Source organism: Acinetobacter sp. SH20PTE14 (assembly GCF_021391555.1).
Lineage (GTDB): Bacteria > Pseudomonadota > Gammaproteobacteria > Pseudomonadales > Moraxellaceae > Acinetobacter > Acinetobacter amyesii.
In genome coordinates this window covers 2,406,266-2,420,552 of sequence record NZ_CP090067.1, presented here as the reverse complement: position 1 = coordinate 2,420,552, position 14,287 = coordinate 2,406,266, and the positions used below count along the sequence as shown (strand labels likewise).

9 protein-coding genes are annotated in these 14,287 nt (G+C 42.1%); all 9 read left to right on the top strand.

Going from position 1 to position 14,287, the window contains the following annotated elements:
• Nucleotides 1-116 precede the first annotated feature (116 nt).
• The 9 genes from LXF01_RS11950 (at nt 117) to pgaD (ending at nt 14,239) form a co-directional block, all read left to right on the top strand.
• Complete coding sequence (locus LXF01_RS11950) at nt 117-2,939, top strand: 2-oxoglutarate dehydrogenase E1 component (protein ID WP_180089273.1); 2,823 nt, start codon at nt 117-119, stop codon at nt 2,937-2,939.
• A 16-nt stretch (nt 2,940-2,955) separates the two neighbouring features.
• Nucleotides 2,956-4,173 (top strand): 2-oxoglutarate dehydrogenase complex dihydrolipoyllysine-residue succinyltransferase, encoded by a 1,218-nt coding sequence (odhB, locus tag LXF01_RS11945; RefSeq protein WP_111884404.1) that lies wholly within the window; start codon nt 2,956-2,958, stop codon nt 4,171-4,173.
• 60 nt (nt 4,174-4,233) lie between these two features.
• Nucleotides 4,234-5,664: a dihydrolipoyl dehydrogenase gene (lpdA, locus tag LXF01_RS11940; protein ID WP_233944418.1), complete on the top strand. Its 1,431-nt coding sequence runs from the start codon at nt 4,234-4,236 to the stop codon at nt 5,662-5,664.
• Nucleotides 5,665-5,844: 180 nt separating this feature from the next.
• Entirely contained in the window at nt 5,845-7,011 is a 1,167-nt protein-coding gene (gene sucC, locus LXF01_RS11935; protein WP_078192988.1) for an ADP-forming succinate--CoA ligase subunit beta, read from the top strand.
• Between the two features lie 13 nt (nt 7,012-7,024).
• A complete protein-coding gene (gene sucD, locus LXF01_RS11930) occupies nt 7,025-7,915 on the top strand; it encodes a succinate--CoA ligase subunit alpha (RefSeq protein ID WP_180102605.1) in 891 nt (296 codons plus the stop codon).
• Between the two features lie 232 nt (nt 7,916-8,147).
• A complete protein-coding gene (pgaA, locus tag LXF01_RS11925; protein WP_233944417.1) occupies nt 8,148-10,604 on the top strand; it encodes a poly-beta-1,6 N-acetyl-D-glucosamine export porin PgaA in 2,457 nt (818 codons plus the stop codon).
• Nucleotides 10,604-12,469, top strand: a complete 1,866-nt coding sequence (gene pgaB, locus LXF01_RS11920; protein ID WP_233944416.1) for a poly-beta-1,6-N-acetyl-D-glucosamine N-deacetylase PgaB — start codon at nt 10,604-10,606, stop codon at nt 12,467-12,469. The genes pgaA and pgaB overlap by 1 nt, the downstream gene beginning before the upstream one ends.
• Nucleotides 12,469-13,740: a poly-beta-1,6-N-acetyl-D-glucosamine synthase gene (gene pgaC, locus LXF01_RS11915; RefSeq protein ID WP_233944415.1), complete on the top strand. Its 1,272-nt coding sequence runs from the start codon at nt 12,469-12,471 to the stop codon at nt 13,738-13,740. Before pgaB ends, pgaC begins: the two co-directional genes overlap by 1 nt.
• Entirely contained in the window at nt 13,727-14,239 is a 513-nt protein-coding gene (gene pgaD, locus LXF01_RS11910; RefSeq protein ID WP_233944414.1) for a poly-beta-1,6-N-acetyl-D-glucosamine biosynthesis protein PgaD, read from the top strand. Before pgaC ends, pgaD begins: the two co-directional genes overlap by 14 nt.
• The last annotated feature ends 48 nt before the right edge of the window (nt 14,240-14,287 follow it).

Here is a 14,287-nt window from a genome sequence, read left to right as displayed (position 1 = left end):
GCCTCAAGGCTTAAGCCTAATGGGGACTAATGTCATATTACCAATTTGACATTACTAATCATGGGTTCGCTTAAAAAGCATCCTGAAATGTTTTGCAATAGGAAATGGGTCCACAAATGCAAGAAGTTGCTGACGCACTGCGTCTTGACACTGAACTTAGCGCTGACAGTGCAGCGTATATTGAAGAACTTTATGAGCAGTATCTAACGGCTCCAGACTCAGTAGAGGCTGATTGGCGTGAATACTTCGATAAATTCCCGAAAGGTGATCAACCACACAGCAATGTACGTGAGCAATTCCTATTATTAGGCCGTAATTCAAGCCGTGTTCAGCCAGTAGTGCAAAGTGCAGTAAGTTCTGAGCATGAACGCCGTCAAATCGGTGTATTACAGTTGATCGCTGCATACCGTAACCGTGGTCATCAAAACGCAAAATTAGATCCACTAGGTCTTGCAAAACGTGAAATCGTACCTGATCTAGATCTTGCTGCGCACGGTTTAACTCAGTCTGACTTAGACACTGTATTTAATACAGGTAACCTTGCAATCGGTAAATCTGAAGCAACTCTTGGTGAAATGGTTCAAGCAATGGAAGCAACTTATACTGCTTCGATTGGTGTTGAATACATGCACATTGTTGATACCAAAGAAAAACGTTGGATTCAACAACGCCTTGAAGGTACTCGTGGTCAATTCGGCTACACTGCAGACCAAAAGAAACACGTCCTTGAACGTCTAACTGCAGCTGAAGGCCTAGAAAAATACCTTGGTAACAAATTCGTTGGTGCGAAACGTTTCGGTGTTGAAGGTGGTGAATCTTTCATTCCTATGGTGAATGAACTTATTCAACGCGCGGGTTCAGTAGGTTGTAAAGAAGTGGTTATCGGTATGCCTCACCGTGGCCGTTTAAACCTTCTTGTAAACATCATGGGTAAAAACCCAGCTGATCTATTTGGTGAGTTCGAAGGTAAATCACTTCATAAAAAAGGCTCTGGTGACGTTAAATACCACCAAGGTTTCTCTTCAAACGTAATGACTCCGGGTGGCGAAGTTCACTTGGCATTAGCGTTTAACCCATCACACTTAGAAATCGTTGGACCTGTAGTTGAAGGTTCTGTACGAGCACGTCAAGTACGTCGTAAAGATATCGGTGGTGATGATGTATTACCAATCATCGTTCACGGTGATGCTGCATTTGCAGGTCAAGGTGTAAACCAAGAAACCTTCCAAATGTCACAAACTCGCGGTTATACCGTGGGTGGTACAGTTCATATCGTCGTGAACAACCAAGTTGGTTTCACAACGTCTGACCCACGTGATGCGCGTTCTACAGAATACTGTACTGACATCGCGAAAATGATCCAAGCACCGATCTTCCATGTGAACGGTGATGATCCTGAATCTGTATTATTTGTTTCTCAATTGGCACACGATTTCCGTCATACATTCCGTAAAGACGTTGTAATCGATATGTTCTGCTACCGTCGTCGTGGTCATAACGAAGCCGACGAGCCAGCTGCAACTCAGCCAATGATGTATCAAATCATCAATAAAAAAGCGACTACACGTACGCTTTATGCTGACAAGCTTGTACAAGAAGGTGTTCTTGATCGCGCTTCTGCTGATGCAATGGTTGAACAGTATCGTTCTGACCTTGAAGCAGGTAAACACGTTGCAAATGCGTTGGTACTTGAGCCAAACACAAAAATGTTTGTGGACTGGAAACCTTACTTAGGCCACGAATACACAGATAAATGGGATACCACTTTCCCAATCGAACGTCTAAAAGAGCTTGGTGCGAAAATGCGCGAGCTTCCAGAAGGCTTCGTGATGCAACGTCAGGTTGCTAAAGTGATTGATGACCGTCTGAAAATGCAGACTGGTGAAATGCCATTGAACTGGGGTGCTGCTGAAACATTAGCTTACGCGTCTCTTCTAGATGAAGGTTTCCTTGTTCGTTTAACAGGTGAAGACGTTGGTCGTGGTACATTCTCACACCGTCATGCAAAACTTCATAACCAAGTAGATGGTTCAACTTACATTCCATTATGTAACTTGAAAGAAAACCAACCGCGTACAGCTATTTATGACTCATTATTGTCAGAAATGGCGGTTCTTGCATTCGAATACGGTTATGCAACGACTCTTCCAAAGAGCCTTGTCATTTGGGAAGCGCAATTTGGTGACTTCGCAAACTGTGCACAGGTTGTAATCGATCAGTTCATCGCGTCTGGCGAAACTAAGTGGGAACGTGTATGCGGTCTGACTATGCTTCTTCCACATGGCTTTGAAGGTCAAGGTCCTGAGCATTCATCAGCTCGTTTAGAGCGTTTCTTACAGCTATGTGCTGAAGAAAACATGCAAGTGATCACACCAACTACACCAGCGCAGATTTATCATGCGATGCGTCGTCAAGCACTTCGTCCAATCCGTAAACCAATGATCGTGACTTCACCGAAGTCTCTTCTTCGTCACAAACTCGCAACGTCTACATTAGAAGAACTTGCAAATGGTTCATTCCAAACTGTGATCGATGAAATCGACAATATCAACAAGTCAGACGTAACTCGTCTAGTGCTTTGTGGTGGTAAGGTTTACTACGACTTACTTGAAAAACGTCGTGAAAAAGAATTGAACAACACAGCAATCGTTCGTATTGAACAATTGTATCCGTATCCAGAAGCACGTCTTGCTGAAGTTCTGGCACAATATCCAAACGTTAAAGAATTGGTTTGGGCTCAAGAAGAACCGAAGAACCAAGGTGCATGGTTATTCATCGCTCCGCGTCTTTATGACGACGTGATGAAAGCGGGCAAACAAGTTCGTATTAGTTATGCAGGTCGTGAAGCTTCTGCTGCACCGGCTTGTGGTTCACCATATTTGCACGCAAAACAACAAGCTCAGCTCGTAAATGATGCTTTAGCTATCGTAGCTGAATAACAGGAGATTCTTAATAATGGCAACCGAAATTAAAGCACCGGTATTCCCAGAGTCAGTTGCTGACGGTACAGTTGCAACTTGGCACAAACAACCAGGTGAAGCAGTATCACGTGACGAAGTGATTTGTGATATTGAAACAGATAAAGTTGTTTTAGAAGTTGTAGCTCCTGCTGACGGTACGATTTCTGCAATCGTTAAAAACGAAGGCGATACAGTTCTTTCTGCTGAAGTGATTGCGACTTTTGAAGAAGGTGCTGCTTCTGGCGCTGCTCAAACTCAAGCTGTTCAATCAGAAGAGAAAGTAGAACAAGCTGCTGCGCAAACTCAAGCGGGCGCTGCTCCTGTTGTTGAACGTGCTCAACCTGTTGCTGATCAAGCTCCTGCAGTGCGTAAAGCATTGACTGAGTCTGGTATTGCTGCTGCTGACGTTGCTGGCACTGGCCGTGGCGGTCGCATCACTAAAGAAGATGTTGCAAACCATCAAGCTAAACCAGCTGCTCCTGCTGCTGCGCCATTAAGCGTTGCTGTTGGTGAACGTATCGAAAAACGTGTTCCTATGACTCGTCTTCGTAAGCGTGTTGCTGAACGTTTACTTGCTGCAACTCAAGAAACTGCAATGTTGACTACGTTCAACGAAGTAAACATGAAACCAATCATGGAAATGCGTGCGCAATACAAAGATGCTTTTGAAAAGCGTCATGGTGCACGTCTTGGCTTCATGTCATTCTTCGTTAAAGCGGCAACTGAAGCACTTAAACGCTACCCAGCTGTAAACGCTTCGATTGATGGCAATGACATCGTTTACCACGGTTTCTACGACATCGGTGTTGCTGTATCAAGTGACCGTGGTCTAGTAGTTCCAGTTCTTCGTGATACTGACCGCATGAACTATGCTGAAGTTGAAAACGGTATCCGTGCATACGCTGGTAAAGCGCGTGATGGTAAATTGGGTATCGAAGATATGACTGGCGGTACATTCACTATTACTAATGGTGGTACTTTCGGTTCTTTGCTTTCTACACCTATCTTAAATACGCCACAAACTGCGATTTTGGGTATGCATAAAATCCAAGAACGTCCTATGGCTGTAAATGGTCAAGTTGAAATCTTGCCAATGATGTACTTAGCGCTTTCTTATGACCACCGTCTAATCGATGGTAAAGAAGCAGTAGGCTTCCTTGTAACAATCAAAGAATTGTTAGAAGAACCAGCTAAGCTAATCCTTGATCTTTAATACTTCAGAATAATGCAATGGGCTTAGAGCGATCCTCTAAGCCCATTTTTGGAGATACACATGTCTCAATTTGATTTAGTTGTTATTGGTGGCGGTCCTGGTGGTTATGAAGCTGCTATCCGCGCTGCTCAATTAGGCTTTAAAGTAGCTTGTATTGAAAAACGTATTCATAAAGGTAAACCATCTTTAGGTGGTACTTGCTTAAACGTGGGTTGTATCCCATCTAAAGCATTACTTGATTCATCTCACCGTTATGAAGATACCGTTCATCACTTAGCTGACCACGGTATTACGACTGGTGAGGTGAAATTTGATCTTGCAAAATTACTTGATCGTAAAGACAAAATTGTTAACCAATTGACGATGGGTATTGATGGCCTACTTAAAGGCAATGGTATCGAATGGTTAAAAGGTACAGGTAAATTACTTGCAGGTAAGAAAGTTGAGTTTGTATCTCACGAAGGTGAAACTCAAATTTTAGAACCTAAATATGTAATCCTTGCATCGGGTTCTGTGCCAGTCAATATTCCAGTTGCTCCTGTAGATCAAGACATTATTGTTGACTCTACTGGCGCGCTTGAGTTCCCAGAAGTGCCTAAACGTCTTGGCGTAATCGGCGCGGGTGTCATTGGTCTTGAACTTGGTTCAGTATGGCGTCGTCTAGGTGCTGAAGTTGTTGTATTTGAAGCAATGGATGCATTCTTACCAATGGCTGATAAAGCTTTGGCAAAAGATTACCAAAAAGTATTGACTAAACAAGGTCTTGATATCCGTGTTGGCGCTAAAGTTGCTGGTACAGAAGTCAATGGCCGTGAAGTTACTGTTAAGTACACTCAAGGCGGCGAAGACAAAACTCAAACTTTCGATAAATTGATCGTTTGTGTGGGCCGTAAAGCATATGCAGAAGGTTTATTGGCTGAAGATTCAGGCATTAAACTCACTGAGCGCGGTCTAGTTGAAGTAAACGATTGGTGTGCAACTTCAGTTGAAGGTGTATACGCAATTGGTGACTTGGTACGTGGTCCAATGCTTGCACATAAAGCAATGGAAGAAGGCGTAATGGCTGTTGAGCGTATCCACGGTCATGCAGCTCAAGTGAACTATGACACTATCATCTCTGTAATTTACACACACCCAGAAGCGGCGTGGGTTGGTTTAACAGAAGAGCAAGCGAAAGAAAAAGGCCACGAAGTGAAAACAGGTCAATTTGGTTTCGCTGCAAATGGTCGTGCAATGGCTGCTGGTGAAAACGCAGGCTTTGTTAAGTTTGTTGCTGATGCGAAGACAGATCGTCTACTCGGTATGCACGTGATTGGACCTGCTGCGTCTGACATCGTACACCAAGGTATGATCGCACTTGAGTTCGTATCAAGTGTTGAAGACCTACAGTTAATGACTTTCGGTCACCCGACATTCTCTGAAGTCGTTCACGAAGCTGCACTTGCAGTCGATGGACGTGCAATTCACGCGATTCAGCGTAAACGTAAATAAGATGTAAAAAGAGCGGCTTAGGCCGCTCTTTTTTGTTTCAGATGGTTGTTTTAATTTGAATAATCATCTAAAAATAAAGATAAGAAATATTTTAAGATTTAAAAAGGTTAAAGCTGCTTTGACGGATGTCTGGGCTTTAATGGGTCATAACAAAGCGAAGAAAGAGTAAAAGGTTGTTCAATGAATCTACACGAATATCAAGCTAAAGCGTTATTAAAAAAATATGGTATGCCAGTCCAAGAAGGCGTATTTGTAACTACCGCAGAAGAAGCAGTCAAAGCTTTTGAGCAACTGGGTGGTAAGTTTGCGGTACTCAAAGCCCAAGTGCATGCAGGTGGTCGTGGTAAAGCAGGCGGCGTTAAAGTCGTAAAATCTGCACAAGAAGCCACTGATTATGTGAACCAAATGGTCGGCTCACGCTTAGTCACTTATCAAACAGATGCATTAGGTCAACCCGTCAGCGGTATTTTGGTATCCGAAGATGTTTATCCTGTAGAGCGTGAATTGTACCTAGGTGCTGTAGTTGACCGTTCTAGCCGTCGTGTGACCTTTATGGCATCGACTGAAGGCGGTGTTGAAATTGAGAAAGTTGCAGAAGAAACGCCTGAAAAAATTATTAAAGTTGAAGTTGATCCTCTGGTTGGATTGTTACCATTCCAAGCACGTGAAGTGGCGTTTGCTTTAAACCTAAAAGATGGTCAAGTGAATCAATTTGTCAAAATCATGTCTGCGGCTTATCAAGCATTTATTGAAAATGATTTTGCTTTATTTGAAATTAACCCGTTATCCGTACGTGAAAATGGCGAGATTTTATGTGTGGATGCAAAAATTGGTATCGACTCAAATGCTTTATATCGCTTACCAGAAATCGCAGCACTACGCGATAAAACGCAAGAAAATGAGCGTGAGCTGAAAGCATCAGAATTTGATCTGAACTATGTTGCCTTAGAAGGCAATATTGGCTGTATGGTCAATGGTGCTGGCCTAGCGATGGCAACCATGGACATTATTAAACTCTATGGTGGTCAACCTGCAAACTTCCTAGATGTAGGCGGTGGCGCGACCAAAGAACGCGTAATTGAAGCCTTTAAAATCATTTTGGCGGATAGTTCTGTGCAAGGTGTATTAATTAATATTTTTGGTGGGATTGTACGTTGTGACATGATTGCTGAAGCAATTATTGCAGCGGTTCAAGAAGTAAATGTGACTGTACCTGTGGTTGTTCGTTTAGAAGGGAACAATGCAGAGTTGGGTGCAAAATTACTTGATGAATCAGGTTTGAAATTGATTTCTGCAAATGGCTTGGCTGATGCTGCAGAAAAAATTGTTGCTGCGGTAAAAGGCTAAGGGAGTAGAGATCATGAGCGTATTAGTTAATAAAGACACCAAAGTATTGGTACAAGGTTTTACCGGTAAAAACGGTACATTCCATTCTGAACAGTCAATTGCTTACGGCACAAAAGTGGTCGGTGGGGTGACTCCGGGTAAAGGCGGCACACAACATTTGAATCTACCCGTATTTAATACCATGAAAGAAGCGGTGCGTGAAACGGGTGCAACGGCAACCTCGATTTATGTACCTGCACCATTTGTCCTAGATTCAATTATTGAGTCTATAGATGCAGGTGTAGAGCTGATCGTTGTGATTACGGAAGGTGTACCGACACTTGATATGCTAAAAGCGAAACGTTACCTAGAAACCTATGGTAACAATGCACGTCTAATTGGTCCGAACTGTCCAGGGATTATTACTCCGGGTGAATGTAAGATCGGTATTATGCCGGGGCATATTCATCAACCAGGTAAAATCGGCATTATCTCGCGTTCAGGGACTCTGACCTATGAAGCTGTAGCGCAAACCACGAAGCTGGGTCTAGGTCAGTCGACGTGTATCGGTATTGGGGGAGATCCAATTCCGGGCATGAATCAAATTGATTGCTTAAAGCTGTTCCAAGACGACCCGCAAACTGAAGCGATCATCATGATTGGTGAGATTGGTGGTACAGCAGAAGAAGAAGCGGCTGAATATATCCAGTCGAATGTAACTAAGCCTGTTGTCGGTTATATCGCGGGTGTGACTGCACCAAAAGGTAAACGCATGGGACATGCAGGGGCAATCATTTCGGGTGGTAAAGGCACAGCAGAAGAGAAATTCGCTGCCTTTGAAAAAGCCGGTATGGCCTATACCCGTAGTCCTGCTGAATTAGGCTCGACTATGTACGAAGTTTTAAAGTCTAAAGGTCTTGCTTAAGTACGGTAAGTTTCTGTTAATAAAAACCCCTCAAATGAGGGGTTTTTTTATTTTTATTTAATAATAGTGGTTGAATAGTAAAGAAAATTTATAAAATCAGCATATTCTCATTCATTATTAACACTTTAGTATGAATAATTAACCAAATTTAATTGGTCAAAATATGATATAATGTGAAACACGTCACATTAATTCAATTTGATGAATAATTACTCTTCTAACGTGAATAATCATGATTTATAAATCTTATTTATCTCGTCTATGTTTCTTGTCGATTTTTTCGAGCCTTCCTACGGTTGTATTTGCAGTTGATAATATTGATCAGCAAAGAGAACAAAGTGTTGCAGATATCCGTGTCGGTAAATTGGATCAGGGATTTAACCAATTACAAGTTTTATTAGCGCAACATCCTGAAAATCAGAAGCTCATTGCAGATTACACGCTCCTGCGTTATGCAAATGCAACCTTTAGCTCTACAGATGTGGCCTACTTGGCGAAGATTAGTCCAGTGACGTTTCCAGACTATGGCAAAGTCAGTGTCATCAAAGCTTTACGTGATCTTAAACAATTTGATCAAGCCTTACAGTGGGCACAAAAATTTTATCAGCAGGATCAATCGGAACAGTGGTTGATTTGGCAGGGTGTGCTGCTTGCAGAATCAGGTCAAAAAGATCAAGCAAAACAAAAACTGGTAAATCTAAACTTACAGTTGCTTGGTGCGGATTATCTTTCACAATTGGCCTATGCCTATCGATTATTGGATATGCCGGCTGAATCTCTCAATGCAGCGAAATATGCGCTAGAAAAACAACCAAATGCTGATACCCAAGAACAGTATGTATTGGCTCTATTGCAAAATAGCGATTTTGCCACTGCGCAAAGCTATATTCAGGCCAATGGGCTCAATAGTTCTAAGCCAGTGTTGCAACATTTGCTCAAGATGAATGAGTTCTCACAGCGTATCCAACAAGGCATTCAAGCCTCAAAAAATGCGTTTGATATGAAGCGTGGGGCAACCGCATTTGATCCACTAGATCGTGTTCTGGCTGAAATGAGTGCTTATGAAGACTCACTTCCTGCAGATGAAGCCAGTAAACGTAAATTTTATTATGAATATATCTATGCCTTAAATGCACGTAATGCTTCAAAGCAGGCACTAGCACAAGTAGAAAAAACAGGTCAAACAGCTAAAGAAATGCCTGCTTATGTACGACATGCTTTGGCAGACAGTTATTTAAAATTACGTCAACCTGAAAAAGCTGAGCCTTTATATCAGAGTTTATTTGCTGAAAAAAATTATGCGGACTATAACGTCTATGCTGGTTTGTACTATAGCTTGATTGAACAAGAAAAATTTAAACAAGCCAATCAGTTAATCGACACCATGGACAAACAGTTGCCGACCTTTGTTTATAGTAATGCAAAAGGTGTTGATAAGGCGCCACACGATGATCGTACTGAATTTATTGCGTTGAAGGGATTGAACTATGCTTATCGCAACGAGCATGAAAAAGCGGAACGTTACTTTAATGACTTAACAGCAAAGGCTCCTGGCAATATTGGGTATCAAAATAATTTGGCATTAATTCAACGTTGGCGTGAAAAACCAGAGCAATCCCAGCACACTTTGGCGCAGCAGAATAGCTTAGAGCCAATTTCACAAGGAACGCAAATTAACCGCATGCAGAATTTCCAAGCCTTGAGTCAAATTCAAGCTTGGCGTGAACTCAATCAATATATGGTCAGTCATGTCGGTGATGATACGGGCGTAAAACAAAGTAAAAAAGAATTAGATGATCGGAATCGTGCGTCAATTCAACATCAAAGTACCTTTGCAAAAAGTGAGTCTGATGATCCTCGTGTACAAAATCGCCTGAAAGGTTCACGTGAACAGGAAAACTGGACACGTATCAATAGCCCATGGTTTTACGATAATTACCGACTCTTTGCAGACCATAGCAACCGTTGGTCGAAGTATGAGTCTGGCAAATTAAAAGACCAAAGGATTGGCATGGGTTTGGAGTGGGCTTCGGATCGTAAAGCTGCATCTGCATTATTCTCTCAAAGCACCGATGGCGACCGTTTTGGTGTGCAATTGGATTGGTCACATTGGCTGAATGATCATTGGAACTATGCATTGGGTTATGACAGCCAAGCGGATATTCCATTGCAATCTTTGGCACAGGATCATGAAGGGCAGGCATATCGTTTTGCACTGAACTGGCAACAAAATGAATCACGTAAAGCAGGTGCAAGTTATCAATTGACCGATATTGATGATGGCAATCTACGCCAAGAACTGTCAGGGTATTTTAAACAGCAATTCCAACAATCTCCGCATCATATTTCTGCGGCAACACTGCGTGGTTATTACGGAAAAAATGATCCGGTTGATGTGCCTTATTTTAACCCCGAACATAGCTATAGCGCTGAAGTGACATTGGAACATGATTGGATGACATGGCGTGATTATGAACGTCATTTTAACCAGCACTTTGCAGCAACTATCGGTACATTCGGACAAAAAGGCTACTCAAGTCGTCCGATTTATAATTTGTTTTATCAACATGATTGGCAGCTCTCGCGCACGTGGAAACTGAACTACGGCATAGGTTGGGGTTCACATCCGTATGACGGAAAAGATGAAGATCGTAGTTATGCAGTTGTTGGTTTTGAGGGGCGCTTCTAATGAAAAATACATTAATACACCGCATGTTGAAGCAAAGCTTAGTTCTAGCTGTGACTTTGCCCATCAGTACGACATATCTTTTTGCTGACAATAATGTGCCAAAAACTGCAAATTTGGCGATGCCTGAACTTGATGAAAGTACCGCACATAACCAATTTGTAACGTTGACCTTTCATGATGTTCGCGATGATGTTGCCAAACGTGGTGACCGAGATGTCTATGCGATTAGTACGCAAAATCTTGGGCAATATTTTGCGTGGATTAAACGAGAAGGTTGGCAGCCCATACGTTTAGAAGATGTCATGCAGGCGCGTTTACAAAAGAAAAAGCTACCTGAAAAGGCGCTGTTATTAACCTTTGATGATGGTGCGCTAAGTAGTTATAGCAAAGTATTTCCATTGTTAAAGCAATATCAATTTCCTGCAGTTTTTGCTATTCCAACCAGTTGGATTAATGGAAATACCAAAGATGCTTATGAAGCTTATGGTGTGGGTAATTTGATGAATTGGGATCAAATGCGGGAAATGCAAAAGTCGGGATATGCCGAATTTGTATCGCATTCGGATGATCTGCATCATGGTATTTTGGCAAACCCACAAAAAAATATGGAACCTGCTGCGATTACGCGCCAGTATTTTCCAGCTCAAAATCGTTATGAAACCGATGCTGAGTTCGAGCAGCGTATTGTGCAAGATTTGAAGAAATCTAAACAAGAACTCGATCGTCAACTGGGTATTCATAGTATGGCGATCTTCTGGCCATACGGTGCAGTTACACCAGAAATTGAGGGATATGCACGTAAAGCAGGACTGCCCATGTCCTTTAGCTTAGGTAATGTGGTCAGTCAGGCAGATTCAGTGCATACCTATCAGCGTGCCTTGATTATGGATAACCCAACACCAGAGTTTATCCACCAAAATATGGAAGACTTTATCGTTGAAGCTCGTGCGCCTTATAAACAACGTAAAACATTCCTGAATTTTAATTTGGCTGAATTACAAGCACCAACGGCTGAGCAATCAGATCAGAAATTGGGGACATTATTAGACCAGGTCAATGCGTTAAAAACCAATACATTGCTTTTAAATGCCGCAGTTGATCATGATGGTGACGGTAAAATTGATGCCTTATTTTTCCCAAATTCAAAACTGCCGATGCAGCAAGATTTACTGAATCGTACCGTATGGCAAGCTCGTACACGAATTGGTAATCGAGTCTATGCACAGCTTCCAATCAGTTTGGAGCTACAGCAGGGGATTAATTTGGCAGACCTAACGGCAGATCTATTGAAAAACAATAGTTCGCTTGAAGGTTTAATTATTAACACCGGTAACAGCTTGGACTGTGCAATTCATTCAGCACAGTGGTCAACCGCATGTACCGAGCAAGTGCAAAAAATTATTGCGATTAAAGAGCGTAGTAAGGCGCAAGCACATTTTTATTCCAATATTAGTAATGACAACCAAACCGCGCTCAAGGTGAATTTAACTGGACATCAATTTTCTGGATTAAAACCTTTAGTGACTCGTGCCTTAACAGCATCGGACTTTCTGTATTTAAGTATTAACCCGGGTCAGCATCCGCAAAGTTTTAAAGCTTTTATGTCCGCATTGAAGACTTTGAATACAGAGCAAAAGCAACGCTTGATTGTCAGTTTGGATATCAATCCAAATATGAGCGAGAAAGATTGGGCGCAGTATCAGCAAAACTATCAGGCTTTACGCGCAGCGTCGGTACAAAAAATCGGACTGAATAATTATCAGCTTCAGGATGGCGAACGCGTTCAACATCACCTATATCAAAGCATCAGCTTGAATGGCAGTCCACTGACTTACCGTGATCCGTATATACAAGGAGGTCAGTAATGCACGAATGGGAATTGAGTTTTAACGATCTGTTTTTTGGCTTTGCTTTCCTATACCCCTTGTTTATGGCGTGGATTTGGATTGCTGGAGGCGTGTGGTTCTATTTAAAGCGTGAATGGAAACAACCTGAACTTCCCGTGCCAACTGAGCAAGGCTGTAGCATTATTGTTCCTTGCTTTAATGAAGAAGCACAGGTACGAGACACTATACGTTATGCGATGCAGAGCCAATATCCAAATTTCGAAGTGATAGCGGTGAATGATGGAAGTAAAGATCGAACCGCTGAAATTTTAGATCAATTGGCACTTGAGTATTCTAAATTACGTGTAGTGCATTTGGCTGAGAATCAGGGCAAAGCGTATGCATTACGTGCAGGTGCGATGGTCAGCCAATTTGAATATTTAATCTGTATTGATGGTGATGCATTATTGCACCCGCATTCAGCACTTTGGATGATGCATCATCTGACCAGTTTCCCACGAGTCGGCGCTGTAACGGGTAATCCACGTATTGTGAACCGTTCAAGCATCTTGGGTAAAATTCAAGTTGGTGAATTTTCTTCGATTATTGGCTTAATCAAGCGCTCTCAAAGAACTTATGGTCGTATTTTTACAGTGTCGGGTGCAATTGCAGGTTTCAGAAAAACTGCACTAGACCGCATTGGTTATTGGCGTGATGACATGATCACAGAAGATATTGATGTGTCATGGCGTTTGCAGTTCGATCATTGGGATTTGCACTATGTACCGCAAGCCCTTTGCTATATCTATATGCCAGAAACCTTCAACGGACTATGGAAACAACGTTTACGTTGGGCTCAAGGCGGCATCGAAGTGTTATTTGCTTATTTACCTAAAATATTTAAATGGCATTTACGTCGGATGTGGCCGATTGCCTTCGAATCTATCATTAGCGTGATCTGGGCATATGTCATGTTCAGTATTTTTGTCTTGTATTTTTATGGTCTATTTTTCTCATTACCGGGTGAGTGGGCGATCCAATCACTATTACCTCAATGGTATGGGGTGATTTTAGGCGTGACCTGTTTATTCCAGTTCCTCGTGAGTTTATGGATCGATCGCGCTTACGACAAAAAACGCTTACTGCGAAATTATTTTTGGGTGATTTGGTATCCCTTATTTTTCTGGATCTTAGCCATGCTGACAACGGTCGTTGCTTTGCCAAAGACTATTTTCAAAACCCAAAAGCGTGCGCGTTGGGTCAGTCCAGACCGTGGATTTAGAGGGGAGGAAAACAATGAACCAAGTTAATTTACAAAATCAGAAGCCGGTTGCGGATTCAGATTTTAAAATTATTCAAGATGAATCATTGCTTGAATTACCTGAATATATTGATAAACCTGAATACGTCAAACGCAAGTCAGCAGGCTATGGTCTGATGGCAGTCGGGTGGATGCTTTGGATGTGGTTGTTTTTACCGCTATTAACACTTGTGTTTTGGTGGTTTGAAGGCACGGTGGTGTATTCACAGGTTATGGATCAGTCCCAACCGATGACCAGTCTAACGATCATGAAATTGATTTTCTCAATCGGAATCTTTATTTGCTGTCTATTTGTTTGGGCAAGTTATAACTGGCTGCGTTTTCACGGTGAAGACCGACGAAAGGCGCCTGAGAATGCTCAAGATGAAGATTTGGCGAAAAGCTTTCATGTAAAAGCCAGTGATATAGCCACGATGCGAGAATCAAAAAATATCACCTTGCACTATACGGATAAAGGTCAATTAGAACACTATAAAATCAACAGCTAATCAGCGTTCTTCATCAGATCTAGAATCCTAGATCTGATGATGTAGGCA